The 26,616-nt window shown below is 57.0% G+C and carries 22 protein-coding genes and 1 tRNA gene; 6 read left to right on the top strand and 17 right to left on the bottom strand.

Translation table 11 applies throughout. The annotated features are described in order from the left end of the window. Positions 1-3 precede the first annotated feature (3 nt). The 6 genes from VFX97_06080 to VFX97_06055 all read right to left on the bottom strand — a co-directional run bounded on the left by VFX97_06080 (position 4) and on the right by VFX97_06055 (position 7,838). Positions 4-1,809: a glycoside hydrolase family 2 TIM barrel-domain containing protein gene (locus VFX97_06080; protein HEX5702747.1), complete on the bottom strand. Its 1,806-nt coding sequence runs from the start codon at positions 1,807-1,809 to the stop codon at positions 4-6. A 9-nt stretch (positions 1,810-1,818) separates the two neighbouring features. Continuing rightward, positions 1,819-2,991, bottom strand: coding sequence for a galactokinase (locus VFX97_06075; GenBank protein HEX5702746.1), 1,173 nt, complete (start codon positions 2,989-2,991; stop codon positions 1,819-1,821). Positions 2,992-3,204: 213 nt separating this feature from the next. Beyond that, positions 3,205-4,185 (bottom strand): UDP-glucose 4-epimerase GalE, encoded by a 981-nt coding sequence (gene galE, locus VFX97_06070; GenBank protein ID HEX5702745.1) that lies wholly within the window; start codon positions 4,183-4,185, stop codon positions 3,205-3,207. Continuing rightward, the gene (locus tag VFX97_06065; GenBank protein HEX5702744.1) at positions 4,185-5,339 is read right to left on the bottom strand and encodes a hypothetical protein; all 1,155 of its coding nucleotides are present in this window, start codon (positions 5,337-5,339) and stop codon (positions 4,185-4,187) included. Before VFX97_06065 ends, galE begins: the two co-directional genes overlap by 1 nt. Then, the gene (gene glf, locus VFX97_06060; protein HEX5702743.1) at positions 5,314-6,531 is read right to left on the bottom strand and encodes a UDP-galactopyranose mutase; all 1,218 of its coding nucleotides are present in this window, start codon (positions 6,529-6,531) and stop codon (positions 5,314-5,316) included. The genes VFX97_06065 and glf overlap by 26 nt, the downstream gene beginning before the upstream one ends. 38 nt (positions 6,532-6,569) lie before the next feature. Further along, on the bottom strand, positions 6,570-7,838 hold the full coding sequence (locus VFX97_06055) for a glycosyltransferase family 1 protein (protein ID HEX5702742.1): 1,269 nt from the start codon (positions 7,836-7,838) through the stop codon (positions 6,570-6,572). Positions 7,839-8,244: 406 nt separating this feature from the next. Between VFX97_06055 and VFX97_06050 the strand changes: the two genes are divergently transcribed. Continuing rightward, positions 8,245-9,165 carry a YihY/virulence factor BrkB family protein gene (locus VFX97_06050; protein HEX5702741.1) on the top strand — a complete coding sequence of 307 codons (921 nt, stop codon included), beginning with the start codon at positions 8,245-8,247 and terminating at the stop codon, positions 9,163-9,165. Between the two features lie 179 nt (positions 9,166-9,344). After that, positions 9,345-11,543 carry a VWA domain-containing protein gene (locus VFX97_06045; protein HEX5702740.1) on the top strand — a complete coding sequence of 733 codons (2,199 nt, stop codon included), beginning with the start codon at positions 9,345-9,347 and terminating at the stop codon, positions 11,541-11,543. Between the two features lie 43 nt (positions 11,544-11,586). Here the strand turns inward: VFX97_06045 and VFX97_06040 are convergent. The 5 genes from VFX97_06040 to VFX97_06020 all read right to left on the bottom strand — a co-directional run bounded on the left by VFX97_06040 (position 11,587) and on the right by VFX97_06020 (position 15,714). After that, positions 11,587-11,662, bottom strand: a tRNA-Val gene (locus VFX97_06040). Positions 11,663-11,785: 123 nt separating this feature from the next. Next, positions 11,786-13,816, bottom strand: coding sequence for an ABC-F family ATP-binding cassette domain-containing protein (locus tag VFX97_06035; protein HEX5702739.1), 2,031 nt, complete (start codon positions 13,814-13,816; stop codon positions 11,786-11,788). 70 nt (positions 13,817-13,886) lie between these two features. After that, positions 13,887-15,050 (bottom strand): SurA N-terminal domain-containing protein, encoded by a 1,164-nt coding sequence (locus VFX97_06030; protein HEX5702738.1) that lies wholly within the window; start codon positions 15,048-15,050, stop codon positions 13,887-13,889. Positions 15,051-15,093: 43 nt separating this feature from the next. Further along, positions 15,094-15,288, bottom strand: a complete 195-nt coding sequence (gene rpmB, locus VFX97_06025) for a 50S ribosomal protein L28 (protein ID HEX5702737.1) — start codon at positions 15,286-15,288, stop codon at positions 15,094-15,096. Positions 15,289-15,333: 45 nt separating this feature from the next. Continuing rightward, positions 15,334-15,714: a RidA family protein gene (locus VFX97_06020; GenBank protein HEX5702736.1), complete on the bottom strand. Its 381-nt coding sequence runs from the start codon at positions 15,712-15,714 to the stop codon at positions 15,334-15,336. A 529-nt stretch (positions 15,715-16,243) separates the two neighbouring features. Between VFX97_06020 and VFX97_06015 the strand changes: the two genes are divergently transcribed. Then, positions 16,244-16,915: an ATP-binding protein gene (locus VFX97_06015; GenBank protein ID HEX5702735.1), complete on the top strand. Its 672-nt coding sequence runs from the start codon at positions 16,244-16,246 to the stop codon at positions 16,913-16,915. Between the two features lie 18 nt (positions 16,916-16,933). Here the strand turns inward: VFX97_06015 and VFX97_06010 are convergent, their stop codons facing one another. From VFX97_06010 to uvrA, 4 genes are all read right to left on the bottom strand, one after another. Further along, positions 16,934-17,305 carry a TraR/DksA family transcriptional regulator gene (locus VFX97_06010; protein HEX5702734.1) on the bottom strand — a complete coding sequence of 124 codons (372 nt, stop codon included), beginning with the start codon at positions 17,303-17,305 and terminating at the stop codon, positions 16,934-16,936. 126 nt (positions 17,306-17,431) lie between these two features. Then, positions 17,432-18,502 carry a hypothetical protein gene (locus VFX97_06005; protein ID HEX5702733.1) on the bottom strand — a complete coding sequence of 357 codons (1,071 nt, stop codon included), beginning with the start codon at positions 18,500-18,502 and terminating at the stop codon, positions 17,432-17,434. Beyond that, a complete protein-coding gene (locus VFX97_06000; GenBank protein ID HEX5702732.1) occupies positions 18,499-19,071 on the bottom strand; it encodes a D-sedoheptulose 7-phosphate isomerase in 573 nt (190 codons plus the stop codon). The genes VFX97_06005 and VFX97_06000 overlap by 4 nt, the downstream gene beginning before the upstream one ends. A 36-nt stretch (positions 19,072-19,107) precedes the next feature. Then, positions 19,108-21,984 carry an excinuclease ABC subunit UvrA gene (gene uvrA, locus VFX97_05995; protein HEX5702731.1) on the bottom strand — a complete coding sequence of 959 codons (2,877 nt, stop codon included), beginning with the start codon at positions 21,982-21,984 and terminating at the stop codon, positions 19,108-19,110. Between the two features lie 163 nt (positions 21,985-22,147). On the opposite strand from uvrA, the gene pgsA reads away from it, so the two are divergent. Further along, positions 22,148-22,882 (top strand): CDP-diacylglycerol--glycerol-3-phosphate 3-phosphatidyltransferase, encoded by a 735-nt coding sequence (gene pgsA, locus VFX97_05990; GenBank protein HEX5702730.1) that lies wholly within the window; start codon positions 22,148-22,150, stop codon positions 22,880-22,882. 198 nt (positions 22,883-23,080) lie between these two features. Here the strand turns inward: pgsA and VFX97_05985 are convergent, their stop codons facing one another. Further along, the gene (locus tag VFX97_05985; protein HEX5702729.1) at positions 23,081-24,271 is read right to left on the bottom strand and encodes a M48 family metalloprotease; all 1,191 of its coding nucleotides are present in this window, start codon (positions 24,269-24,271) and stop codon (positions 23,081-23,083) included. Positions 24,272-24,563: 292 nt separating this feature from the next. Here VFX97_05985 and VFX97_05980 point away from each other — a divergent pair, with 292 nt between their 5' ends. Together VFX97_05980 and VFX97_05975 are read left to right on the top strand one after the other, a co-directional pair. Beyond that, positions 24,564-25,556, top strand: a complete 993-nt coding sequence (locus VFX97_05980; GenBank protein ID HEX5702728.1) for a Rossmann-like and DUF2520 domain-containing protein — start codon at positions 24,564-24,566, stop codon at positions 25,554-25,556. Between the two features lie 151 nt (positions 25,557-25,707). Then, positions 25,708-26,073 carry a helix-turn-helix domain-containing protein gene (locus VFX97_05975; GenBank protein ID HEX5702727.1) on the top strand — a complete coding sequence of 122 codons (366 nt, stop codon included), beginning with the start codon at positions 25,708-25,710 and terminating at the stop codon, positions 26,071-26,073. Between the two features lie 55 nt (positions 26,074-26,128). Here the strand turns inward: VFX97_05975 and VFX97_05970 are convergent, their stop codons facing one another. Then, entirely contained in the window at positions 26,129-26,569 is a 441-nt protein-coding gene (locus VFX97_05970; GenBank protein ID HEX5702726.1) for a hypothetical protein, read from the bottom strand. Between the last annotated feature and the right edge of the window lie 47 nt (positions 26,570-26,616).

Genomic DNA, 26,616 nt, shown 5'->3' with positions numbered 1-26,616 from the left:
GGACTAACGTTCTCGCATGGCTGCCTCGACCGCCTTGAAGACTTCGCGATGAATCTCGGCAATCTTCTCAGGTGGCACCTTCGGTCGTCGATCGAAAGTAAGCAGACCGTTGATCTCCTGTTCGATGTCGGTCAGCTGTGTGTAGCAAAAACCGGCGAGGAACTTCAGAGATGCGATGCCTTCCGCCAGATCGCGATACTTGGCGAGTAATTCCTCAGGTGTCTTGAACGAGTCATAGAACTGATAGAGCAAATCGCGGTGCTCCTCAGGAATATCCTGCGGGACCGCCAGAAACCCACCCACCTCGGAAAGGACGATCGGCTGTCCGCGATATTCTGAACCACGCGCGAACAGAGGCTTCTCGCCGACCCAGACTTTTAATGGCAGTTCGCCGCCGGATAATTTATCGCGATAGCGTTCGCGCAAAAGCGCCGCCGTCGGGGTGTAGTCGTGAATGGCACATACATCTGTGATGTCGCTGTGTTCCCAGCCGTCGTTATCGACGACCGGCCGCGTCGGATCAATCCGGCGCGTCGCGCGGACCATTCGTTCGAGATAGGCGTATTGTCCAGCATGCTCCTGCTCGAGTCCCGGAAAACCCATACTCTCGTTCACGGGCACCCAGGCAATGATGCAGGGATGATTCAAATCGCGGCGCACCGCGCGCTGCCATTCGGCGGAAAGCAACTCCTCCGACTCAAGTGACCATTCACGCGCATTGGGCATCTCTTCCCAAACCAGCAGCCCCAACCGATCGCACCAGTACAACCAGCGTGGATCTTCGACCTTTTGATGTTTGCGCGCGCCGTTGAAGCCGAACATCTTCGTCCAGCCAATGTCGGTTTGCAGAGCTTCGTCCGAGGCCGCAGTGAGATAACCGCCCGGAAAGTAGCCCTGATCCAGAATCATCTTCAGGTAGATCGGCTCGCCGTTAATTCGGATGGATCCGTTGCGTAACTCAATGCCACGCATTCCGAAGTATGAAGTCACCTCATCGAGCAACGTGTTCTTGTCGTCATACAAGCGAATGCGCAGGTCGTAGAGATGCGGTGAATGCGGATACCAGAGTTTCGCGTAAGGAATCCGGAGCACGAACTGCCCGGTAGCCACCGGCGTGAACTCTTCAGCGCGCGCCACCGAAAGGCCATGATCAAAAACTTCAACTTTGATCTGCCAGGCCGCGGACGGTGCATGCAGAAACACGGCGAGGTAAACCTGGTTGTTGTCCGCGCGCGGGACGATCTGAATCTCTTCGACCCGAATCGGCGGCGCACTTTCCAGCCAAACCGTCTGCCAAATTCCCGTCGTATTGTAGTAATCGATACCGACCGGCAAACCAGTGTGCGATTGTTTGCCCCGCGGCTGACTCGGGTCTTGTCGATCTTCAACGCGCAGGGTGATGCGATTCACGCCCGGCTTCAGGTACGGCGCGATGTCGAATTGAAAAGGAACATGCCCGCCCTGGTTATGACCGACCTGCTGCCCGTTAATCCAAACCGTTGAGGCGTAATCGACCGCGCCAAAATTCAAAAGCACATCAGACTGCTGCCAGTCGTTTGGAATCTCGAAGCTTCGAGCGTACCAGACGATTTCATGGACGGATTTCTCGTTGATCCCCGAGAGCTCCGTTTGATACGCAAACGGAACCATGATGCGCAAAGGCAGCTCACGGCCATCGTGCCAGCCGGCGTCCTGTCCTTCGTCAGCATCATCGAACGCGAATTCCCATTCGCCGTTTAGATTTAGCCACGGTTCACGGATGAACTGAGGACGCGGATATTCGGGACGAGGAATGTTTTGGTTAGGCATCGCTGGTTGTCATGAAAGTGGTACTGACACCTCTTCGCGCGTGCCTGCGTCGGCTTTTACTAACCAAATATCCGGTTCAATGTTAGTTGCGGCCCGATACTCGCTTCGCACAAACCGGCCGAAGTCGTCCACGGCGTCCGGTCGGACAATATTGATCGTGCAGCCACCGAAGCCGCCGCCGGTCATGCGCGCACCAATGACGGCCTCCTGACGCAAGGCAATTTGGACCATCGTATCAAGTTCCGGAGAGCTGACTTCATAATCATTACGGAGCGATTCGTGCGAAGCATTCATTAATCGGCCGAGCAGCTCAGTGTTGCCGTCACGTAAAGCACGGAACGCTTTCAATGTGCGATCGTTCTCTGTGACCACGTGCCGGCAGCGCCGGCGTACCGTCGCCGGCAACTCGCTCTCGTGCTTCTGAAGGTCGTCAACCGTTATGTCGCGGAGCGATCGTATATGTGGCAATTTCAGCTTCAGAAGCTCTACTCCGCGTTCACACTCTGCGCGCCGCTGATTGTAGACCGACGAAGCGAGGTCGTGCTTAACGTTGGTGTTGCAAACAACCATCGCCGCCTTAAAGTTCGCCAGCGAAATTGGTTTCGCTTCCAGGGATCGGCAATCGATCAACAGCGCGTGATCTTTGCGCCCCAGGACTGCCGTTAGTTGATCCATGATGCCGACTCTTGCTCCTACGAAAACCGTTTCGGCTTGTTGAGCCGCCAACGCCAGCGCCACGTCGTCAATCTTCACTCCGGCAATTGTCGTCAACGCCTTACCCGTTGCCACCTCAAGCGCAGCGGACGATGACAGGCCACCGCCGATCGGCACGTCGGAATCGATAAGCAAGTCAGCGCCGGTAAGCTTCAAACCTTGTTCAGCAATCGTCCACGCCACGCCCGCGACGTAGCAAAGCCATTTTCTTTCGCCGGCCAGCGATCGATCATCGAGATTGAACTCCCCATCTTCTTTCAAAACGAGGGACTTCACCCGGACGCGACGATCATTCCGCTGCCCAATCGCGACATACGTGCGACGGTCAATTGCCATCGGCAGCACGAAACCTTCGTTGTAGTCGGTGTGCTCGCCGATAAGGTTGACGCGGCCGGGGGCTGAGAAAACTCTTGGAACCGAGCCGTAAGTTTCCTCAAAAACCGATCGCAGATGGTTAACGTCGACCATTGTTCCAGAAAGCACGCGCTCCCTCTCCCTCTGGGAGAGGGCCGGGGTGAGGGTGCGAAGCTTAGCGAGCACAAGGATTTTTTGAACTAACTTCTCGGTGTCGTCGCCCTCACGACACCGAGAAAATAACTGAGCTATTACGCCGCTAAATCCTCACCCTAACCCTCTCCCAGAGGGAGACGGAATAGACCAATACCCTACCTCGAACGCTCATTATTCGCCGTAACCGCGAGGGTGTTGCTGCAACCATTGCCAGGCCGAATCCACGATCTTCCGCAAGTCCTGAAACTGCGGGGCCCATCCAAGCTCGCGTTTGATCTTTTCCGAGCTCGCTATCAGTACCGCGGGGTCGCCGGGTCGCCGCGGTCCAATCTTGATGGGAATTTCGTGTCCGGTAATCTCATTTGCCACGTCGATGACTTGGCGGACGGAATAGCCGGCGCCGCCACAGCCTAGGTTGTAGATTGCGCTGCGCTCGCCCAGTATCTGCAGCGCCAAAATGTGCGCGCGAGCAAGATCCACGACATGAATGTAGTCGCGGACGCAGGTGCCGTCGCGCGTGTTGTAGTCTTCGCCGTAAATTTCAACGTGTTCGCGCTGACCGGTGGCAGCTTGCAGCACTAACGGAATCAAGTGCGTTTCCGGATCGTGCCACTCCCCACAACGCTCCGTCGCGCCCGCCGCGTTGAAGTAGCGCAGCGACGCATAACGAATGCCATAGGCACTCTCATACCAACGCAAAGCGCGTTCGAACGCGAGCTTCGTTTCGCCGTAAGGGTTCGTCGGGTTGGTCAGATCCGCTTCTTCGATGGGCTGCTTCTCAGGCTCGCCGTAAACCGCAGCGGTTGAAGAGAACACGAGGCGCTTCACACCGGCGTCACGCATGGCGTCTAACAGCGACAACCCGGCATCGACATTATTTCGATAGTACTTAGCCGGATTCTGCACGGACTCGCCGACTAAAGAATCAGCGGCCATGTGGATCACGGCTTCTATTTCGTGCTCACGAAAAACTTCGATCAGTCGATCGCGGTCGAGCAAATCGGATTGGACGAAAGGGATGTTCGCCGGGACACTCTGTCGATGGCCTTTCCCGAGGTTGTCGTAGACAACAACGTCGTGGGCATCGCGCAAAAGTCCTTCAACGACAACGCTGCCGATGTAACCCGCTCCTCCGGTAACCAAAACTCGCATTAGACAGATTCTCTCCGCGGCAGAAGTTCCTGAAACAGCTTTCGTTGGTCCTGTAGCTCGTCAGCCAGCGGTTGGTAGATTTCGCGCTGGCCCTGCTCGTTTGGATAGTCCCAAAGGCCGTTGTGGCAATGCCGGTCGTCGTCCCAACCGGGGTGGTTCACAATTGGGTAAAGACAAATGCCCTGAAGTTCCACACCTTCCTGCAGCGCCGCGCGCGCTTCAGTGCAGACGTAGCGAAACCATTTCGGGCGCAACTCGTCTTCAATTCCAGTTTCGGCAACAAAGAATGGGCGTTGATATCGCGCATACAGTTCTTCAATTATTTCGCGAAGCGGCCTATAGCGCGGGTTTTCGGGCTCAATAAAGCCGCCAAAGCCGGCGCCGAGAAACCACTGATTGCGCAGGTAATAGTTGCCGCCGATTATATCGAGATACTTTGGATCACCACCGAGCTCGGGCTTTACACGCCCGGCCAACATGTCCCACGCTTCGTACTGGGACACGCGATAAGCCTCAGCCTCACGCGCGTGCTCAGGATTGTTCGGATCCAGCGGCAGCACATTGATCATCGGATCGATTTGCGCGATGCGTGTCCGCTTGTCGATGTCCCACAAAGCTTCACAGGCCGCAATGTTCGCGCGCACCAGCTGCTCTTTCAATTGGTCGCCGCGGCCGTGAGAGAACGGATTAAACGCCGCCGCGTCGCCCGCCGCCCACGAGAAGAATGAAATCTCATTTGTCGGACAGGCAAACAGAACGATGTCCGACTCTTCGCGCCAGAGACGGGCAAACTCACGCGCGTATTTCGCGAAGGCATCGATGAAACGCGGCTCAAACAGGCCGAGCCAATCGGGCCAGCCGTAATGAAACAGATCCCAGATTACCTGCGTGTTCGTTTCCCGCGCGGCCCGCATCATTGGCAGGAGACTCGAGAAGTCGTACGCGCCCGGCGTGCTTTCGATCAGATGCCAACGCAGACCGTCACGCGCGGCCGCAATTCCCTGCTCATGCAGACGCAGGTAGTCTTCGCGCGCGAGGCGATCGTGATGAGTGAAGGCAATCTCGTCGAGTCGCTTGCCGGACGCCAGCCGATGCGTCGAACATTCGAAACCGCCGAGAAAGAAACTTTCAAAGAGCCCTTCGTATCTCGCCATTCCCGCCATTGCTCGGAGTCAGCTCCGGAAGGGTCGCCTTGGTTGCCGTGACATGCTTTCCGTTCGGATGTCCGTTTTCCAGAATCAGCGCTTCCTTTCGTTTGACGCTCGACATCTTCGCATAGACGGTCAGTGCCTGCGCGACGATTTGGTCCATGTTGTAGTACTTGTAGGTCGCCAGACGACCGACGAAGTGCACTTCCGGTGTCTTGTCGGCCAACGCCTTGTAACGGGCGTAGACGTCCGCGTTTTCTTTCCGCGGCACCGGGTAATACGGGTCACCCTCGCTCTTCGGAAACTCGTAAACGATGCTCGTCTTTGAATGCTCCTGGCCCGTTAAGTACTTGAATTCCGTCACGCGTGTGTAGAGGTGGTCGTTCGGGTAGTTAATCACGGGCGCTGACTGAAACGTCTGCTGGTTGTGCGTTTCGTGTTTGAACTCGAGCGACCGATACGGCAGCTTGCCGTAGCAATAACCAAAGAACGCATCCACCGGCCCCGTGTAAATCATCTCCCGATGAGGAATTTCCTTCTCGACCTCGCGGTAATCACAGTTCAGCAGCACTTTGATGTTGGGATGATCGAGCATGTTCTCGAACATACGCGTGTAGCCGTGCAGCGGCATGGCCTGATAAGTATCAGTGAAGTACCGATCGTCACGATTGGTCCGCGTGGGAATACGCGAAGTAACGCTGGCATCCAGCTCCGACGGATCCAGTCCCCACTGCTTACGTGTGTAATTCTTAAAGAATTTTTCGTACAGCTCGCGGCCCACGGTGCCGATGACAACGTCTTCCGAAGTGCGAACCTGTTCGCGCGGCTCAGCGACCTTCTTCAGAAAATCTTCCATCTCAAAGGATGTCAGGCTGAGGCCGTAGAGCGCGTTAATCGTGTTGAGATTGATCGGGATCGGAACTATCTGGCCGTCTACGCTCGCGCGCACGCTATGCTGGTAGGGACGCCACTCAGTAAACCGCGAAAGATATTCGAACACTTCGCGCGAGTTCGTATGGAAAATATGTGGGCCGTACTTGTGCACCAGCACGCCATGCTCGTTGTAATGATCGTAGGCGTTCCCGCCGATGTGCGGACGCTTGTCGCATATCAGCACCTTCTTGTTCGAACCTCGGGCGAGGCGCTCGGCGAGCACGCTGCCCGCGAATCCCGCTCCAACAATTAAATAGTCAAACATTACTCACTCCCCTTGTTAAGAATAATTAAGATTAAGATTTACGCTGCGTTGCTCGTTACCAGTGCCGGCCCTGTCGCCCGGGCTTTCGCCGCCATCACGTTCGGCTTCCGCCGGTGTAGCGATACTCGATCAATCAGCTCTGACATTCCCGCCCAGGTTTTATCCCACGAAATATTGGCCAGGAACTCATCGACACGTTGCAGCCATTTCTTGCTCGTCGCTTCCGGGTTCAAGGATTGCTCAATCGCCGCGATGAATTCGTCCGGAGTCCGGGCGATGCGCACGAGATCCAACTTACCGTACGGTTTAATTACGTCAGCGATGGGTGTTGACACGACCGGCTTTCCGGCCGCGAGATACTCAGGTGTCTTGGTTGGACTGATGTAACGCGTCGCTTCGTTAATCGCGAACGGCATCAGCGCCACGTCCCAACCCGCGATGTACCGCGGCAACTCGTCGTAAGTCTTCGAGCCGAGATAATGAATGTTCGGCCGCTGTGGCAGAACCTTCGGATCAATCTTGGTCACCGGCCCAAGCATCACCAACTGCCAGTCCGGACGCGCTGCTGCCACGGCGTCGAGTAATCCGGTATCGAAGCGCTCATCGATGACGCCAAAGTAACCAAGCCGTGGATACGCAATCGGTTCCTGGTCTTCAGGGTCCTTTGCGCGAGTGCGCGCCTGCATAAAGTGTTCGCGATCGATGCTGCTGGGAAATGGATGTACGAATGGATGTTTGTGACGCTTGACCTCGTACAAACTGTGCCCGCCAGTGAAAACAACGTCGGCGCGGTTCAGTAGTTCGAGTTCCTGAAAGCGCAGGCTGTCCGGGGCGCCCTTGAACGCCGACAGCTCATCCATACAGTCATAAATGACGGCCAGAGGACTCAGGTTTTTTGTAAAATCGAGGGCCATCGGCGTGTAGTACCACAGCACGTATTCCTGAATCTGGTGTTCGCTGAAGAAAGTCTGAAGCAGGCTGCTGAGGACGGCCGTCTGCGCAATTTGGCTACTTAAACCGTCCGGCAGGATCGGCGTGACTACTTGCACTCCGTTTTCTCGCTCACGCACTTCGAGCCGCAGCGAACCACTACCACGCATCGCTTCTTCAATAAAAAAGACACGGCGCTCAGCCGCCCCACGTTTCAAAAGGTGCTGTGGTCGTTGATAGACCCAATCCCAACGCAGGTGCGAAAAGCAAACCAGATCCGGCGCCGGCTCAGATGCGCTGCGCGAGCCTTTGGGCAATGGCTGAGTTACCGCCTGAACATTTAGTGCCGGTGATGAATGCTGCTGTGAGTTCGACACAGATCTATCCTCCGATTGTTAAAATCCTCACGTAAAGCAGATAGAACTTCTCCCTTGGGAGTTTCTATCCTTATGTTGCCGACAGAGAGGAGTTCAGCCAGGATTGGCTGAAGCAATTAATTGCGACTTACAGTGTTTTGCAGCCGCAAGTTAACCTTGGTTCATGTTCAAGGCCACCGAATACTTACCTCTATCGTCGCTCCGTCTCGCTTTATTTCGATACAGCGCAACGTCAGGGTTAGCGCTTCTTTAGTCCGAAAACATTTCGTTTTCTTAAGTCAGTTTCAGGGATAGCAAACGGGATACCAGTATTATTAGTCGTTGCGTTGTGTAACGGATGCTTTGCAAAGCAGGCATGAGGGTTGCTCGGTACCAGGCAGCCAGAACTCAGCCACAAGAGAAAAACATGGCCAGCAAAGTACGACGAACAATGTGGACGCTGAGCGGCCTTTCATTGAAGAAGATGGCCGTCCGTGTTTGGAACGAGATGAATCGCGACGACGTCTTCGGCGACGCCGCAAAACTTGCGTACTACTTTTTATTAGCGTTGTTTCCGTTGCTGATCTTCCTGACGTCTGCGATCGGCTTGATCGTCGGCTCCGAGACCAGCATGCGTAACACGCTGTTTCAATATCTTGCGCGCGTGATGCCGTCATCGGCTTTTCAACTGATCGATTCGACCATGCTGGAAGTCACTAACTCCAGCGGCGCCGGCAAGCTTTCGTTCGGGTTGTTGTTGGCACTTTGGGCGGCGTCCAACGGCATGGGCGCGATCACGGAAGCATTGAACACGGCGTACGATGTCGAAGAGAAGCGGCCCTGGTGGAAACGGCGATTGGCTGCCGTGTTGCTGACGGTGGGCCTGTCCATTTTGATCATCGCCGCTCTCGCGATGGTCATCGGCGGTGGCCGGCTAACCGATTATCTTGCGGCCCTGTTCGGGTTTGGCTCAGCCGTCACATGGGTGTGGAAGATCCTGCAGTGGCCGCTCGCGCTGGCTTTCATGCTGGCGGCCTTTGCATTGATCTACTACTTCGCGCCGGACCTTCGCGATCAGGATTGGAAATGGATCACGCCCGGATCGGTTATCGGAGTTGTGCTCTGGCTTCTCGCCTCGTTTGGTTTGAAAGGCTACCTGCACTTCTTCAATTCATACAGCACGACGTACGGCTCACTGGGCGCGGTGATTATCCTGATGTTGTGGCTTTACCTGACCGGGTTGGCAGTTTTGATCGGCGGCGAAGTTAACGCTGAGATCGAGAATGTCGCGGCTCAGCGAGGCGCGGCGGACGCAAAGAAAAAAGGCCGGAAAACTCCAAAGCGGTAAGCCGCAAGATCGTCACGCAAGCGGACTTAACCTTTGTTTGGCACGCACTGGGTGTTAGAATCTGGGCCGCGATCCGAATAATCCGGGCAGACTCTCCCCGCTGCCTTGTTTCTCAAGCATTGCCCCGGACCGCCATCGTCTTAACTACCTCTTCCCGAACAACAACGGAGGACGCACTCATGACTCGGAAAGTACTGCTCGCCTGCATACTCGCTCTCAGCTTCGGCACGCCCGCGCTGCCACAACAGCCGCGGCCGCAGGATCGACCGGGAGCGCGGCCGCCAGTTACCCAGCAGCCGGCGCAGCAGGACGACGAGGACGATGTAGTCCGAATCACGACCAACCTCGTGCAGCTTGACGCCGTTGTGCTCGACAAGGACGGGCGGCACGTCACGGATCTGCGCCCCGAGGATTTTGAGATTGTGGAGGACGGCCGTAAGCGGCCCATCACTAACTTCTCTTACGTAGACACGTCGCCCGCGCGCAACACTTCGACCCCTGTGGTTGCGGCCGACGCCCCGCGCGGCAAAGAGGCAAAACGAACTTCGAAAGCACCGCCGACGCCCATCGCACCGGCCGTCGTGCCGAAGGGTCAGGCGCGGCGCATCATCGTACTGGCCTTCGACGACATGCATCTCTCGTTCGAGACGATGCGGATCGCGCAGAAGGCGGCCAGGAACTTTATCGAACAGGAGATGGAGCCCGGCGACTTGATGGCGGTGGTGAAAACAGGTTCGGAGGCGGGTGCGCTTCAGCAACTTACTACAGACAAGCGCCACCTTTTGGCAGCCATCGAGCGTTTGCGCTGGAACCCGCGCGGGAGCGCCGGCATCAACCCCATTGTTCCGAACGAGGGGACTGCGGCACAAGCGGCCGACCAAACCCGAGGCCTTCAAGAACGCATCTCATCCATCGCCACTCTCGAAGCTCTCGCCCGTTTCGTACGGGGCATGCGAGAACTCCCGGGCCGCAAGTCAGTCGTCATTATCACGGACCACATCCCGACCTTCGTGGACGGCGTTAACATTGTGGACACGGAGATGAAACGCCTGGTGGATCTTGCCAACCGCTCGTCCGTCACGTTTTTCGGCATCGACGCGCGAGGCCTCCCAGTACTCGGTCGTGAGGCGGCCGAGCCGGGGCTGACGATTGGCAGTACACAACTCGGCACTGGCAACACGCTCAACGCCGTTCTGCACGGCAACGACCCGAGTCTCGGTGCGCGCCGCAGCAGCTATTTCCGGTCGCAGGATGGGTTAAACCACCTGACGCGTGAGACTGGCGGGTTTGCGCTCTTTAACCGGAATGACATTCTCCGCAGCTTGAATAACATTCTCGACGACCACGAAGGTTATTACCTGCTCGGCTATCGCCCGGACGACAAAACTTTCGATTCGGAGACGGGCACGCGGAAGTATCGCTCACTCAGCATCAACGTCCGTCGGCCCGGCCTCAAAGTGCGCTCACGCAGCGGCTTCTATGGCACGCCGGAGAAACCGCGGGTGCCCACGGGGGCTCGCTCGCGCGACGAGCAGTTAGTTGACGCGCTCGCCTTGCCGTTTTCGTCGGGCGGTGTCGGCCTGCGGTTAACGGCGCTCTTCGGGAACGAAGCGCCCGATGGTTCCTTCATCCGCTCGCTCCTTCACATCGATACTCGCGATCTCACCTTCAAACCCGAAGCAGATGGCTGGCAGAGAGCGGACGTTGATGTGCTCGCCGTGCTCTTCCACGCCGACGGCTCCGTTGCCGGACAACTTAACCGCAAGCACAGCCTGCGCGCGCGCGGCGAAAGCTTTCAGCGCGTACTCAAGACCGGCATCGTCTATCCCCTGAACGTGCCGGTCCAGCAAGCCGGCGCCTATCAGCTCCGCTTTGCGGTGCGTGACGCGGCCACCGAGCGCATCGGCTCAGCCAGCGAGTTCGTCGAGGTGCCGGAGGTCGATAGGGGCAAGCGGCTTGCAGTCTCAGGCCTGGTCGCCGCGGGCTATGAGCCACCGCCTCCGGCGGCGCAGGCCACCGAAGCTTACGAGCCAAACCCCGAACTCAGCCCGGCCGTCCGGCGCTTTCGGCGCGGAACGCGGATGGACTTTGGTTACATCATCTACAACGCGCGCACTGACGGAAGCACGGGCAAGCCGAAGTTGACGACGCAAGTGCGCTTGTTCCGCGACGGCAAGCAGGTCTTCGCGAGCGACCCCGAAGCCTTCGACCCGGCCGCGCAGGTCGACCTCAAGCGCCTGACGGCAAGCGGCCGCCTGCGCCTTGGTGGAGACCTCACGCCCGGCGAATACCTGCTTCAGGTGATCGTTACGGACGCACTAGCGCCGGAGCGGGAACAAACGGTCACGCAGTGGACAGACTTTGAGATCATCGGTTAAGCGAAGACTGATTTAATCAAGCTGTTAGGATTAAAGAAGAGATTGGTAGGCACGAGCGGACTCGAACCGCTGACCCCTTCCGTGTCAGGGAAGTGCTCTACCAACTGAGCTACGTGCCTAAGGGGTGAAACTCGCTAAAGGACTGTTACTTTGCGAGAGCGCGAAAGTAACAAACGGCTGATCGAGAAGTCAAGCAAGTGGTCGTTGCCACAGACCGCCCCGCAACGCGAGCAGCAGACCATCTAACGGCGCGAAGTCTTTTTCTTTACCGGACTGACAGCAGCTTCCGCGCGTTCCCACTCATCGTACAATTCAGCCAGTCGCGCCTGGGCCTTTTCGTACGCGTCGTTCGCCGCCACGAGCTTGGTGATGTCACGCGCAACCTCGGGCTTGGACATTTCGTTCGAGACTTCCGCTACCTGCTTTTCGAGTTCGGCGATTTCCGCTTCGACAGTTTGTGGATCGCGCGGCTTTTTGACGACCTTGATGCGCTTGGATTCAGCGCTGGACCCACCCGCTACCGCTACAGCGGGTGGTACTGACTTCATCGCGCGTGAAGCCACCTCTGATTTAGAGTGACGCTTGCCAGAAGTTTCTTGTGACCGACTGGACGAAGCTGGATCGGCATGCTGCGATCCGCCCGCTACCGAAGGCGATGCGTCCCCTCGTGCGCGCGCAGCTTTCCAATCGTGATACTCGGTGTAATCGCCGTTGTAATGTTCGACTTTGCCGGCTCCGTCCAGCGCCAGGATCTGTGTCGCGACACGATCAAGGAAGAATCGATCGTGACTGATCGTGATGATCGTGCCTTCGTAAGCCTCCAGCGCTTCTTCCAGCGATTCGCGCGAGGGAATGTCGAGATGGTTTGTCGGCTCGTCCAGCACCAGGACGTTGACGCCTGAATAGATCAGTTTCGCGAGCGAAAGTCTTCCCTTCTCTCCGCCGGACAAATCGCGCACGTGTTTGTAAACGTCGTCGCCCACGAACAGGAACTTCGCGAGAAACGACCGCAGCTCACCGGCGGTTGCGCTCGACGGCGCCACGCGCCGCAGCTCCATGATGATTTCGTTTCGGTCGTCGAGATCTTCAAGCTGCTGCGCGTAATAACCAATTTCAACTTTGCTGCCCCAGCGAACGTCCCCGTTCAGAAACGGAATCTTTCCCAAAATCGTTTTCAGGAACGTCGTTTTCCCTGAACCGTTCGGGCCGATAACGCCGAGACATTCGCCGCGACGCAGAATTAGTGAGATGTCGCGTCCCAGGACATTATCGCCATAGCCGATCGCGCCTTCGTTGATCGTCAGCACGTGCGTTCCGGTGCGCTCGATGTCCTGTAAACGAAAGTCTCCCGAAGCTTGATCGCCACGCACGGCGTCAACTCGCTCGAGTTTTTGCAACATGGTGCGTCGCGACTTCGCCTGCTTCGTTTTTTGGCCAGCGAGGTTCTTGCGGATGAATTCTTCGGTCTTTGCAATCAAGCGCTGCTGATTTTCGTAGGCCCGCTGCTGAATCTCGCGGCGCTCTTCGCGCTCGACGAGGTAGTGCGAGTAGTTGCCGGTGTAGCTGGTCGCCTGGCCATTCTCGACCTCGATGATGCGGGTGCACGCGCGGTCAAGAAAATATCGATCGTGCGAAATTATGACGAACCCGCTGGCGTAACTCTGCAGAAACTGTTCAAGCCATTCGACCGCGTTAACGTCAAGATGGTTGGTCGGTTCGTCGAGCAGCAGCACGTCCGGCTCAGACAAAAGCAAGCACGCCAGGCCGAGACGGTTCTGCTGGCCGCCTGATAGCTTCTCGGTTTCCATCTGCCAGGAATCCTTTTCGAAACCGAGGCCCTGGAGAATCGCTTCGGCTTTCGCCGAGTATTCAAAGCCACCTTCGCGCTCGAATTCATGCTGCAGATCGCTGTAACGCGCGAGCACTTTTTCCAGATCTTCGCCCGGATCGGCCATGCGATGCTCAAGCTCGTGCATTTCGTGTTCGATCTGCTGCAGGCGGCCGAACGCGGCGAGTGCGGATTCGTGAACTGTTGAGCCTTGTTTGAAATGAACATGCTGCGCGAGCAAGCCAAGCTTCAAGCCACGCGCCCGCACCACGTCGCCGCGGTCAACTGCTTCTTCCCCGGTAACGAGACGAAAGATAGTCGTCTTCCCGGCGCCGTTGCGACCGACGAGTCCGACGTGCTCGCCCGGGTTGATCTGTAGCGAGGCGCCGCGCAAGACGTCCTGCGCGGCAAAGGATTTATGAACTTCGGAAAGTCGGAACAGCATGATTACTAGACACACGAAGCGGGTGCAAACCGTCAGCCTGCACCCGCCCGGATCAACTCGAAGATTCGCTTTACTTCTTTGCAGGCGAAGCCGTCGCGGCTGGGCTTGCCGCAGGCGTGGCTGCCGGCGTCGGCGTCGCACCAGGTGCAGCCTTCGAGGGATCGTAACCCGCCGGCCTTAACCCGAGGTTGCTCGGATTGTTGAGAATGTCATTGGCCAGGTTGTTAACGATCTTGGCTTCTTTCATCGCCACTTCCAGCAGCGCCGCGTTCAAAATCTGCTTTCGCTGATTTGTCAGCTCGAGCGTAATTTGCTGGCGCACGCCCTGACTTTCAAGCGTAAGGTTTTCAGTCTGCAGACGCTTCTCCTGCAGCTTGAAGATGTACCACTTGTTATTTAACAGCTTCGGCTCGGTCACGCTGCCCACGGTCATTCCTCCCATGAACGAGTCGGTCAGTTCCTTGGGAAAACCCGCTTGCCGCATGCCCTCTTCGCTAAAGGAGCCGATATCGCCGCCCTTCAAAAGGCTCTGCGGGTCCTCGCTCTTCGCCCGCGCGATAGTGGCGAAATCTGCTCCGCCCTTCAGGTCCTGATAGATCGCGTCGACTTTGGCCTTGGCCGCGGCCTCGCCTTTCGCGTCATCGGTAATTTGCTGCGCCGCGTTGTCGCTGGGATCGATAATGATGACGGCCAGCCGGACACCGCGCTCAGACACAAAAAGGTTTCGGTTCGCGGTATAAAAGTCTTCGACCTCTCGATCGCTGATCGTAATCTTGCCGGCGTACTTCTCTTCCAGCTTCTTAACCCCGAGATCCTTCTTCGCTTCTTCGCGTAAAGCTTCCATCGTCAGGTTCTGCGTCTTGAGCTGGCGCTGAAATTCGTCGTCGGTCATGCCGCTTTCCTGCTTGCGCGTGTTGATGACGTTCGTGATCTCGTCTTCGCTCGGCAGAAGCTTTTCCTTCTCAGTGCGTTGGAACAGCACCTCACGTCTAATCAACTGGTCGAGCACCTGCAGCCGCGCCTGCGCCAGATCGTGCGAGGAGAGGAGCGACTGTTTGCCCTGTGACTGCTGATGAATGATGCGCTCAACTTCCGCCAGCATGATCTTCTTGCCGTTGACGGTTGCAGCGACGGTGCTTTCCGGCGTGTTGGTGGTCGAGGAACACGCGGCGGCGGAAATCGCGATTACGACCGCGAACAACGAAAGCTTAAAAGGGGTTGAAATTCTGTACACTTGATTTGCTCCTAAATGTTGGACAGGCCGACGGCCCGTGGTGCTAAGCAGCCTTCGCAATCTTGCCGCCTTTGATGCACTTCGCGCAGACGCGCATGCGGCGCGCGGCGCCGTTCGGAAGCTGCACGCGCACCGGCTGAAGATTCGGATTGAACCGTCGCGGCGAGCGATTGTTAGCGTGCGATACGTTGTTGCCAAACTGCGGTCCTTTGCCGCAAGCGTCACATCTTTTTGCCATGATTACTAACTCTCCCAAACGGCGGGCAACGCCCGCCGCTAAATATCAATCCAGAATTGCGATTGCTTCTATCTCAACCCGCGCGTCGCGCGGCAGTCGTGCTGCCTGAACAGTTGCGCGCGCCGGCGGATCTTCGCCGAAAAAGCGGCCATAGACCTCGTTCATCGCGGTGAAGTCGTCCATATCCGCAAGAAAAACCGTGGTTTTAACAACCTGTTGCAAGTTCGCGCCCGCGGCTTCCAGAATCGCCGAGACGTTTCGCATCACCTGCTCAGTCTGTTCAGTGATGCCGCCGGCTACGAATTCACCCGTCGCCGGGTCTATCGGAATCTGGCCTGACGCAAACAGGAAGTTTCCGCTCCGCACCGCCTGCGAATAAGGGCCGATTGCCCGCGGCGCTCGTTCTGTTGCAACAATCTCTTTCACAGTCAGCTCAGACAGCGATTTAGGTCGCAAAACAAAACCGGTACTTTACCATTAGCTGGCGGGAATCGGAAACGGTGGGCGTATCCGAATTCTCAATGAGGATGAAAAAGGCCGCCCGGTCGTTCGCACCGGGCGGCGAAATCACAGGAGGAACCCCGAGGGTTCGGGGTTATTGGGTGCCGCTCTCTCGTAATAGCGACCGTGAGAGCCGGCCGCGTTACTCGCGGCTCGTTGGCGGCACGTCTGAATAACCTCAATCTCTCAGATGGCGAATTCGTGCGACGGGTTTCCTCGGCCCCTCGATCGCCGTCTTCCAACATAAATCGTCCGTTCGTAAGTAGTACAATTGGCGTCATTCAGCGAATGTTGTAATCTGGCCGCCGTTCCATCATTTCCATCGATGAGTTCTTCAGAAAATCGCAATCACAACGGATCCGCAGCTTCGCCGGTGATCTCAGATCTCAGATCTCAGATCTCAGAGGCAGAGACACCGCCAACCTCCGATTGTCCACACTGTTTCGGCAGCGGGATGGAAGTAATCCCAGGCGAAGGCGCGCGCCGTTGCCGATGCCAGTCACCCGACAATCGCGACCGGCTCCTGCAATCCGCGCGCATACCGCCGCGGTATCAGCACTGCACAATCCAGGGATACGAGGCCGCGAATGATGAACTCTCTAAATGGGCCGCCAAGATGGAAGCCCAGATCATCATCGACGATTACCTGTCGCTGGCGGGCCGCGGACTTCTGCTCACGGGTCCGGTCGGCGTCGGCAAAACACATTTGGCAGTCGCGATTCTGCGCGAGTTGATTTCGCGTTACCAGGCGCGAGGATTGTTCTATCAGTTTGGCGCGCTCCTGCGGCAGATACAGGACTCGTACAATCCCGTCTCGCAGAATTCTGAGTTGATTGTGCTTGCACCAGTCTTTAATGCTGAAGTTCTGGTGCTGGATGAACTCGGCGCGTCCAAGCCGACCGATTGGGTACGCGACACGATGATGCAAATCATCAACAACCGCTACAACGAAAAGCGCCTGACGATCTTCACCACAAACTTTTCTGATGCTCGCAAGAACGAAAAGGAAGGCGAGATACTCGAGGATCGCATCGGCGTCCCGCTGCGGTCGCGACTTTACGAGATGTGCAAAACTGTCGTGATTGAAGGTGAAGATTACCGAAAGAGACTGGGTGGTCAGCCTTAAGCGAAGCGGTTTTGTTCGTCAAAGAGTCGGTCGCGTTTCGTCACTCTTAGCCTCGATTGCTTCCTGACAGGCCGCGTCGTAACGCGCCGTGGGCAAAGCTTCCAGCCGGCGCTCGTCGATTTGCTGATTACACTTCGTACAGCGCCCGTAAGAACCCTCTTCCATTCGCAGCAGAGCCTGGTCGATGTCAGCAATCATCTGCGATTCACGCTCTCCCAGATTCAGCACCATCTCGCTCATCAGGTCGCGTAGAGCCATGTCGGCGCTTTCCTTTGCCCCGTCGTCGGCAAGTTCGATAGCGTTTGCCTGTCCCTCACTCACATGCTGGGCATGCAGACGCAGTTGAGCCAATAACAATTTTTTGTAGTGTTGGAGCTTGCCGTTATCCATGAGTGAAACTTTGACGGAGAGTTTCTGAGCTGTGAACTGCTTGGGGGAGCTGGATTATATATCTCCGCTGTACAGTGCGGCAACGCGACAATTGCATAATCGCGAGAGTGAAGTTGGCGACGAAGACTATTCCGCTGCTTTTCCGCTGATCAGTTCCGCCGCGAGCAGGGGAATTGTTAGCTCATGGTGGCCGGTGATGGCATAACCCTGACCCGCGCCGTCAGCCGTCGGTCGCCGCACAACGTTTGTTAGCGGCCGGTAGGATTGAATGAAGTCAAAGTTTGCGGTTGTGATATCGCGCAACTCATGCCCGAGGTTTCTCACCAGAGTCACGCATTTCAAAAAGACTTCCGGCAGCGTCACGGCTGACCCAACATTCAGATAAACTCCCCCGCCGTTCATTTGCCGAACCATTTCAGCGAGCAAACGAAAGTCTGTGTGCGAAGTGGAGCCAAGCGCGCCGCCGTCAGCGCTCGGATGAAAGTGTGCAATGTCTCCGCCGATTGTGACGAATGCCGTGAATGGGATCTTGTTTTCGTAAGCCGCGCAGAGCAGAGATAGTTCAGCATGACGCGGTTTGGCTTCCGACAACGCGCGGCCTACGCTCTCACCCAGGCCCAACCCTTCGCTGGCACCGTTCCCTGCGGCATCGTTTAGAAGTTTTCCGGTCTCATCAGCTCCGCCGAAAATTCCTTCGCCAAGGGTGGCATCAACATCTTCCGAAGTTGAACCGACCATTGCTATTTCGGCGTCATGCACCAGCACTGACCCGTTGCCGGCAATCGCGGTGACGAACCCGCGGTCCATCAGGTCGATGATAATCGGCGCCAGACCTGTCTTAATCACATGACCGCCAAAGCCCCAGATAATCGGCTTCCCGAGGTCACGCGCCTGTCGCATTCGTGCCGCCAGCTCGCGCAGATTTTGTACCGCCAGAATGTTCGGCAGGGACGAGAGGTAATCCTTTAACGACGACTCGGCCGCTATCGGTTTCGCGAAATCCTGAATCGTGACTTTGCTGGGACGCGCAGCCAGCGGATAGGTTTTCACCTTCTCAAGACTGATTGGCTTGGCATCGTAGATTGACATTGAATGAAAGTCAGAACCACCTGCGCTAGCGGGTGGTTGAACATAGTTGCCGGCGCCGTCAGAATTCAACGAATAACCACCCGCTACCGCAGGTGGTTCTGACTTCATGTCGGAAACACTTCCGTTTCGATCAGTTCACACAAGATGTGACCGATCAGATTGTGTGTCTCCTGAATTCTCTGTGTATCGTCGCTGGGAACAATCAACGCCAGATCGCACAGGGGCGCAACCTTTCCACCATCCCGGCCCAATAACCCGATTACTTTGATTCCCTGCGAGCGCGCCTGCTCACAGGCGACGACTATGTTCGCTGACTGGCCCGACGTTGAAATCGCGACGCAGACATCGCCTTCGCGCCCCAGCGCTTCGATCTGGCGCGCAAAAACGTTTTCAAATCCCGTGTCGTTGGCGATACATGTGAGTACACCGCCGTCTGTCGACAGCGCGATTGCCGGCAGCGCCTTTCGCTCTTGAAGAAAACGATTTACCAGCTCGCCGGCGATGTGTTGCGCGTCGGCCGCCGATCCGCCGTTGCCGAAGATGAGCAGCTTCCCGCCCGACGCGAGTGTCGCAGAGATCATTTCAGCCGCGCGCTCAACTTCGGTGCTGTGCGCAGCGAAAAACTTTCGCTTTGTTTCTAGACTTTCGTTGACGATAGCAGAGAGGCGTTCTGACATTTTTTCAGAATCGAAAGCGCGGCGGCGGCGAGTATATCACGCGACCTTCTTGCTTTCTTCGGCAATGTGCGGCGGTTCTGAAGCCGGTTTCGCGCCGTTGCGCTTCGCGTTTCCGTTGAGCAGCGGTTTGAGGACCTGGCCCGTGTGCGACCGCCGTACGGCCGCAACTTCTTCCGGAGTTCCGCTGGCGACGACGCGTCCCCCGTGCGCCCCGCCTTCCGGCCCCAGATCGATGATGAAGTCCGCGCTCTTGATGATGTCGAGATTGTGCTCGATGACGATGACAGTGTTGCCGAGGCTGACAAGCCTTTGCAGCACATCCAACAGTTTGTGAACGTCGGCGAAGTGCAAACCCGTCGTTGGCTCGTCGAGGATGTAAACAGTTCTGCCCGTCGCCCGCTTCGAAAGCTCCTTCGCCAATTTAATTCGCTGCGCTTCGCCACCTGACAAGGTCGTGGCCGACTGGCCCAGCTTGATGTAACCAAGTCCGACGTCGAGCAGCGTCTGGAGCTTTTGCTTGATTTGCGGAACGTTCTCGAGTACCGGCAGGGCCTCTTCGACCGTGGTGTCCAAAAGCTCAGCGATCGATTTGCCTTTGTACTTCACCGATAGCGTCTCGCGGTTGTAGCGCGCGCCCCGGCAGACGTCGCAGAGCACGTAAACGTCCGGCAGGAAATTCATTTCGATTCTTTTCAGTCCTTCGCCTTCGCAGCCTTCGCAACGGCCCCCTTTAACGTTGAACGAGAAGCGGCCGGGCTTGTAGCCGCGCTCGCGCGACTCAGGCAGCATGGCGTATAGCTCGCGAATCGGGGTGAATAAACCGGTGTACGTCGCAGGATTTGAACGTGGCGTCCGGCCAATCGGTGACTGATCGATTTCGATTACTTTGTCCAGATGCTCGAGCCCGTCGATCGCCTGGTGCGCGCCCGGCTCAGCGAGCGAACCATACAGTTCTTTCGCCAGTGCACGATAGAGGATGTCCTGCACCAAAGTAGACTTGCCTGAACCTGACACGCCGGTGACAACAGTCAACAAGGCCAACGGAAAAGAGACATCAATGTCTTTTAAGTTATTGTGGTGAGCGCCACGAATCGTAATCGCTTTGCCGTTGGGCAGACGGCGATCGAGTGGAATTGGGATTTTCCTCTCGCCGCTGATGTACAGGCCCGTTACGGAGTTACGATTGTGAGCCACATCGTCTGCCGTACCGCGCGCCACCACAATTCCGCCGTGCGTCCCGGCGCCGGGGCCAAGATCGACAACGTAGTCTGCGCGACGGATAGTTTCCTCATCGTGCTCAACCACCAAAACCGTATTGCCCAGATCGCGCAACGCCGCCAGCGTATCCAACAAACGCCGGTTGTCGCGCGGATGCAGCCCGATCGAAGGCTCGTCCAAAACGTACAACACGCCGCGAAGTTGAGATCCAATTTGCGTTGCGAGACGAATCCGCTGACCTTCGCCGCCCGATAAAGTGGCTGACGGCCGATCCAGCGTTAGATATCCCAGGCCCACCGTTTCGAGAAACCGCAGTCGATTGCGGATCTCCTGCATGATCAAACCGGCGATCTGTTGGGCCCGCTTGTCCAGCTTCACTTGATCGAAGGCCTTGATGGCGTCTTCGATGGTCATGTTCGTGTAGTCCGCGATACCGCGTCCGCCGACGCGTACCGCCAACGAATCCGATCGCAGGCGACGTCCGTCGCACTCAGAACAAACCGCCGGCGAAACCATTTCTTCCAGCGCGGCCCGAATTTTTTCGCTGGGCGGCTCATTCAAGCGCTCGCGCAGCCACGGCAGCGCGCCTTTCCAAGGCCCCTTATAACTGTAAAGACCCTGGCGAAATTTAATTGACGCCGCCAACCCGTGGAAGAAGGCCTCGCGAATTTGCTCAGGCTGGTCCCGAAACGGCGCGTTCGCGTCGCCTCTAAAATGCGCGATCAGGGCAAGCAGCGCGCTTCGCAAGTAGGCAGTCCCGGCTTTATCTGCTTCGGCGAAGGGTAACTCTTCAGCCTTCAGTTCCGCATTCGGGATTAGCTTCGCGGGATCAACTTCGACAACGGTTCCCAGGCCGTGGCAGTTTCGGCACGCGCCGTACGCCGAGTTGAAGGAAAAAGAGCGCGGTTCGAGCGGCGGCACGTTGATGCCACAATTCACACACGCCATTTTTTCCGAGTAGAGCTTCTCTTCCCCATCTACAACCGAGACGACCACGGCGCCGCTCGTCAATTTCAAAGCCGTGCGAATCGATTCACCGAGCCGGTCGTTTATTCCTGACTTGATCAGCAACCGATCAACGACCGCTTCGATCGTGTGATTGCGCCGCTTGTCCAGCCGAATGTCTTCATCGAGCGCGCGTAACTCGCCGTCGATACGGGCACGAATGAAGCCGTCACGCGCGAGCTTTGCCAACTCTTTCTTGAACTCGCCTTTGCGACCGCGCACGATCGGCGCCAAAACCATCACGCGCTCGCCTTCGGGAAGACTGAGTACGTCTTGCAGAATCTGATCGACACTTTGACGAGTGATCGGGGCCGCGCACTGGGGGCAATGGGGAAGACCCACCGACGAAAACAAAAGGCGCAGGTAGTCGTAAATCTCGGTAACTGTGCCGATCGTTGAACGCGGACTGCGGGCGACGGTCTTCTGCTCGATCGAGATCGCCGGCGATAGTCCTTCCACCGAATCGACGTCAGGTTTTTCGAGCTGATCGAGAAACTGCCGCGCATACGCTGACAGCGATTCGACGTATCGGCGCTGGCCTTCCGCGTAAATGGTGTCGAACGCGAGCGAAGATTTTCCCGATCCGGACAGGCCGGTAATGACGGTCAGCTTGTCGCGCGGGATATCTACGTCGATATTTTTCAGGTTGTGTTGGCGGGCTCCACGGACACTGATGCGATCAATTGCCATTGCTATAAAACAAAGTCGAGCGCCACAGACGAGAATTTGGCGTGGCGCAGAACCGACGATTGTAGCTGAGCGAAATCTCTCCAGCAAGCTCGCGAAACCATCGCCTTGACGTTGCATCAGCCGCAACCTAGACTTCGATTACCCCTGAGATTGGGAGTCCACGTTGAACCTTCCGAATGCACTGACGCTTTCCCGGATTTTTATCGTGCCGTTGCTGGTGGTTGTGCTGCTGACGCCGCTGAGCAACCGCATCGGGGTGCCGCAACACATTCTGGGCGTTTTGATTTTCACCGTCGCCGCACTGACGGATTTTTTTGATGGCAGGCTGGCGCGAAGCAGGAAACAGGTTTCGAAGCTCGGAAAGCTACTCGATCCGATAGCCGACAAGCTCTTGATTTCTGCCGCGCTGATCGCGCTCGTTGAAAATCATCTCGCGCCGGCGTGGGCGGTTGTGATCATCGTCGGTCGCGAATTTGCCGTCACCGGCTTGCGTTCGGTCGCGGCGACTGAGGGAAAAATCATCTCGGCCTCGGGCATGGGCAAGTTCAAAATGGTCATGCAGGTGATCACAGTGGGTCTTCTAATTTTGTCCTTGCCACCCTCAGGCGGTGGCGCGCCCGTTTCGAATTTCGGCAAACCGTTTCCGGCGATCAAGTTCTGGACTGTGCCTGAATTGCAAACGGCGTGGGGTCATTTGACCGGGCCGGGAAATACCACGTGGGCTGACTGGCAAGTGCTGCTGTACACGACCGGCCGCGCGATGCTGTGGATAGTGGTGCTGTCGGCAATTTATTCAATGTGGGATTACTTTCGGGCATTCTACGCGGAGGTGGTCCGAGAGAAACAGGCGAAAGCCAAGGCCAGCGCTGCCGCCGCCACGGCTCAAGAGCGAATTTAGATTCCGGTACGCACGCCTCAGGCGTGCTTGAGCAAGACCCCAGTCTTCTGATTGTTTAGAGGCGGGCGTTGCCCGCCAACGAGCGAGGGCAACGCTCTCGTTAAAGATTTTCGGCTGAAAAGAAAAAGGCTCTCAAGCATTTCGCTTGAGAGCCTTTTCCGTCTGTTTGCGCCCTTCCTCACGGTCGGGCTACTGCCGTTATGGCTGTGGCGACGGCGACGGCTGTGCGGTTGGATCGCGGCGCAGTGTCGGCGGCGCGGGCTTGGTCGTGTCCGTCTTTGGTGTGCCGTCCGGATTCGTCGCGGCCGGATCATCCGGGGTCGGCTGACGTCGCTTCAACGTCGGACGTCCGGGTGTTCCGTCTTCGCTACCGGCAATCGCTCCCGTTGAACTAGCGCGCGCATTCGATAAACGCAGCATACGATTCTTCACGCGCTGAAATTCCGAAGAACTAATGACGTACTCTTCACGTTCCGGAAAGCGCGCAGCTAAGGCGATGGCAGCGGCCCGTCGATCAGGCGGCGCCGGGTGCGTTGCGAAAAGCTTCGCGAGCGTCCCGGGTTTCTTCTTGTTCTTGGCTTCCAGCTTCTCAAACATCGTGGCCATCGCGTTCGGATCGTAACCGGCGGCCCACATGTATTGAACTCCGAGCTTGTCGGCTTCCTCTTCGGCGCCACGCGTGAACTTTAGAAAACTAAGTCCTTCGATCAATCCGCCCGCGTTGTACAAAACGTTCCCGATGACTCCGCCGCCGAGCAGGATGCCTGCAAGGAGACCGAGGTCGATGGCACGCATCTTGGCCTGGTTCTCCATAGCGTGTCGCGCGGCAACGTGCGCAATTTCGTGCGCCATCACGCCTGCCAGTTCGGCTTCATTGTCAGCCGCCAGGACTAAGCCCTTGTTTACATAGAAGAAGCCGCCCGGCAGAGCAAAAGCATTCACCTCATCGGAATCGATGACTCGAATTGTGAATGGAATCTTGGCGTCGGAATGCAGAACGATATTCTGGCCGACGCGATTTACGTACTCAGTAATAATCGGATCGTCGACGAATCTTGCCTCGCGATCCACCTGCGCGGCCAGTTGGCGGCCCAGCTTTACTTCCGACTCCGTTCCGGCAGCACCGATAATTCCTCCTGACCAGATGCCCTTGTTGATTTTGCGTTTGCCAATCATCGTAGGGTCTTCGCTGGTCGAGAGCGGCTTGGTGCGGGCAGTCTGCGTAGTAGCGGGCTGCGGCTTCGCGTTCTTGTCTTTGTCTTTTTGCTGAGAGCTGGATGGGTTCTGATCCTGCAGGCGACGCGGCGCGGCTACAGCGGCAACGCTCGTCAGCCAGAGACTCATGGCAATGCCCAGGGCGATGACGGCGCGAGAGAGGCTATGCTTCATTCTTTTCCTCCAGACCTGCCGAGGACTTTATCCTCAGCGACCGCAACAGCGTCACGGTCATGAATTTTTCCCAGGACAGCGCCCGAGGCATCGGCACTGAATTTACTGAGGCACCGCTTGGATGCCGGGCCGTAAGCCGAGGGTTGCGCATTGCTTTCAGCTTTCTTTCGGCAGCGAACCGCGAATTGCGTCCCCGGCATTATAGACTAGAAGCTGAGAAAAACCACGGAATTGCGGTGGTGTTGAGGCCATGCTAAAGTCCGCGGACGCAACCCACTCGATTTCAAACCCAATGCCGCCAGCCAGGAAGCGACCGCAACCAAAGTCAAAAACCTCGCATTCGTTCACGTCAAGATCGAAAGCGCAGCGGCTCAGGATTTCAATTGTCGGCGCCGGTCGCATGGGAACTGCGCTCGGTGTAGCCCTGCGCCGAGCCGCGCATCACATTGAGGTTGTCGTAAACAGGACCACCCCGAGCGCGCGCCGGGCGGCAAAGTTGATTGGCGGCGGCGCGGCAATCTTGGCGGAAAGCCAACCCCATAACGCACGAGCAAAGACGGTGAGCCGGCTCGTGGAAAGTGATCTGCTGCTGATTTCGACGCCGGACGATGCCCTTGAAGCAGTCTCCCAACGACTCGCGGCCATAATTCGCCGGTCGGGAGGAGATCGAAGCAAAGCTCCAAGTTTCGCACTTCACACCAGCGGAGCCCTTTCGTCGGAGGTCCTTGCTCCGCTGCGGGCGCTCGGGATTTCGGTCGGCTCGTTACACCCCCTGGTCTCAATTTCGGATGCCGCCCCGGATCAGGATGCCTTTCGCGCTGTTCACTTTTGCGTAGAGGGCGATCGCGCGGCCGTGCGGGTAGCAAGGTCACTGGTCAAAGAGCTGAACGGCAAACCATTTACCATCTCGTCTGAAGCGAAACCCCTCTACCACGCCGCCGCTACGGTTTCATCAGGGCACGTTACCGCGCTATTCGACCTCGCCACTGAAATGTTGCAGGAGTGTGGCCTCTCAAAGCATCGGGCGCGACAGATTCTCGCCCCCCTTCTCAAAAGCACCGCCGCCAACCTTGGCACACAAAGTCCTGCGGAAGCGCTGACGGGTCCATTCGCTCGGGGTGACTTCGCCACGGTGCAAAAACATTTGGCAGCAATGAAGGCAAAGAAAATGTCAGAGGCCGCAGATTTGTACGCGGCGCTCGGTCTCCGGGCCGTGAAGCTGGCTGAATCTACGAAGTCCAATCGGAGTTCCGCGAAAGACATCAAAAAACTACTCTCACGCTAGCCTCGTGATGATCACTTAACACTAATTAACAATTCTCGGGGCAGATTCATGCAAAAATCTGGAACCTGGGACATACGTCACGCGTCTTAATGGTGACCCCAGACGTTAATGAACGCAGGCTCCACAGCGTCTTAAGAACCAGGGAAATCACATGAGCACAGCTAAAGCCGCATTAGTAGAATCAATTAACAAACGCCATCTGCGCGGACTACCGTCGCGAACTAAAACAGGTCAGACTAACGGCCGCCTCAAGAAAATGCGCGATTTAGCGTCAGAGCTGCTGGAAGAGAGCGAGGCGCTCGAGCATGAAGGTGAGCTGGCTGAAACATCGGCAAAGATCGCAACGCTCAGCACCAACGCCGCGATTAACTTCTTCGAGGAAGTCCGTCAATTCGAGGTTAAATTGATTAACCGCGCGCTGGAACTAGCGGGCGGCAACCAGGCACGCGCGGCGCAGCTGCTGGGCCTGGGCACGACCACCCTCAACTATAAGGTCAAGACGTACGGTTTGCTTTAGTGGCACGGACTCCAGTCCGTGATTAAGCGATTTGAATTAGACAGGCCAACAACACTCAGTTGACGGCTTCTGAGGTTTCTTCGGCGGGCGCGATCAGCTGATCCGAGACCATCAGCGGGCGCTCTTCAAACAAAGTCGAGTCTACCAGCGTCTGCACCCAATACTCCCCCGCAACCGGAAAAGTCACATTCACAAAAAAGCTGATGTTGTCGGCCGACCCCTGGTTGATTTCGAAGCGTGCCGGCTGTGAGACGACCAGCGCCTGCTGGCGATCCGGCATGAGAATTCTGACTTCTGAAAGGTGCGCGCCGTTCCCGCGCCAGTGATTCACCACCGCCAACTTCGGCAGCCAGACCGGCAACTGCGGCACAATGATGCTCTGAAACACTCCCATGTAAGAGAGTTTGTTTCCGACTTCCAGGCGCACATCGTCACAAAGAAGCGTATAGACCAATTCGAGTTTCTGCTCGGCTTCCATCTGCTGAGTTGGTTGCATTTGAAATCAGTTTAGGCTCGACGTGAGGTCAGTACAAGGAGCGGTAG

Source organism: Pyrinomonadaceae bacterium (genome assembly GCA_036277115.1).
In the GTDB taxonomy this organism is placed as follows: domain Bacteria; phylum Acidobacteriota; class Blastocatellia; order Pyrinomonadales; family Pyrinomonadaceae; genus UBA11740.
The sequence above is the reverse complement of the archived record's forward strand: the minus strand, read 5'-3'. Positions and strand labels throughout refer to the sequence as shown.

Coding starts and splice junctions, on each gene's coding strand:
- VFX97_06080 (HEX5702747.1), bottom strand. CDS start 1,809: ATGCCTAACCAAAACATTCCTCGTCCCGAATATCCGCGTCCTCAGTTC.
- VFX97_06075 (HEX5702746.1), bottom strand. CDS start 2,991: ATGGTCGACGTTAACCATCTGCGATCGGTTTTTGAGGAAACTTACGGC.
- galE (HEX5702745.1), bottom strand. CDS start 4,185: ATGCGAGTTTTGGTTACCGGAGGAGCGGGTTACATCGGCAGCGTTGTC.
- VFX97_06065 (HEX5702744.1), bottom strand. CDS start 5,339: ATGGCGAGATACGAAGGGCTCTTTGAAAGTTTCTTTCTCGGCGGTTTC.
- glf (HEX5702743.1), bottom strand. CDS start 6,531: ATGTTTGACTATTTAATTGTTGGAGCGGGATTCGCGGGCAGCGTGCTC.
- VFX97_06050 (HEX5702741.1), top strand. CDS start 8,245: ATGGCCAGCAAAGTACGACGAACAATGTGGACGCTGAGCGGCCTTTCA.
- VFX97_06045 (HEX5702740.1), top strand. CDS start 9,345: ATGACTCGGAAAGTACTGCTCGCCTGCATACTCGCTCTCAGCTTCGGC.
- VFX97_06035 (HEX5702739.1), bottom strand. CDS start 13,816: ATGCTGTTCCGACTTTCCGAAGTTCATAAATCCTTTGCCGCGCAGGAC.
- rpmB (HEX5702737.1), bottom strand. CDS start 15,288: ATGGCAAAAAGATGTGACGCTTGCGGCAAAGGACCGCAGTTTGGCAAC.
- VFX97_06015 (HEX5702735.1), top strand. CDS start 16,244: ATGGAAGTAATCCCAGGCGAAGGCGCGCGCCGTTGCCGATGCCAGTCA.
- VFX97_06010 (HEX5702734.1), bottom strand. CDS start 17,305: ATGGATAACGGCAAGCTCCAACACTACAAAAAATTGTTATTGGCTCAA.
- VFX97_06005 (HEX5702733.1), bottom strand. CDS start 18,502: ATGAAGTCAGAACCACCTGCGGTAGCGGGTGGTTATTCGTTGAATTCT.
- VFX97_06000 (HEX5702732.1), bottom strand. CDS start 19,071: ATGTCAGAACGCCTCTCTGCTATCGTCAACGAAAGTCTAGAAACAAAG.
- uvrA (HEX5702731.1), bottom strand. CDS start 21,984: ATGGCAATTGATCGCATCAGTGTCCGTGGAGCCCGCCAACACAACCTG.
- VFX97_05985 (HEX5702729.1), bottom strand. CDS start 24,271: ATGAAGCATAGCCTCTCTCGCGCCGTCATCGCCCTGGGCATTGCCATG.
- VFX97_05980 (HEX5702728.1), top strand. CDS start 24,564: ATGCCGCCAGCCAGGAAGCGACCGCAACCAAAGTCAAAAACCTCGCAT.
- VFX97_05975 (HEX5702727.1), top strand. CDS start 25,708: ATGAGCACAGCTAAAGCCGCATTAGTAGAATCAATTAACAAACGCCAT.
- VFX97_05970 (HEX5702726.1), bottom strand. CDS start 26,569: ATGCAACCAACTCAGCAGATGGAAGCCGAGCAGAAACTCGAATTGGTC.